The following is a 388-nucleotide window of genomic DNA, read 5'->3' on the forward strand; positions in this document are numbered from 1 at the left end:
CTGATGTGACTACCAGCGCAGGTATACGTATCACAGTAATACTGCCTGAAACGATGGACAGCACCTCATTGAGACAAGGGGCGCTCAAGTTGGTTGATGATGTTTTCATGACCTCTCAGCGTCTGGTTTTATATAAAAGTGTATCGAGCGTCCAATCATCACTGCAACACCAATCCTTTAACAGTGAGACGGGGTGTATGCAAAAGGAGTTAACGTAATGAAACGCTTTTCACGGACGCACCAAAGAGGGATAGCCCTCTTAGATGTGCTGTTCGCGCTGACGCTAATCGGCACCATCTATGCAGGTGTCGCCGCATTTTTAATCGGACAAAAGGAGATAAAAAGTGGGGAAGAGTATGTCACGCGCATTGAGCGCGTCATCGAAGCC

At 47.7% G+C, this 388-nt stretch carries 1 pseudogene; it reads left to right on the forward strand.

The window, feature by feature from the left end:
* A pseudogene (locus Q1A70_RS20530) lies at window positions 1-218 on the forward strand (hypothetical protein); the annotation flags it as partial.
* Between the last annotated feature and the right edge of the window lie 170 nt (window positions 219-388).

This window comes from uncultured Vibrio sp. (assembly GCF_947488985.1).
Lineage (GTDB): Bacteria > Pseudomonadota > Gammaproteobacteria > Enterobacterales > Vibrionaceae > Vibrio.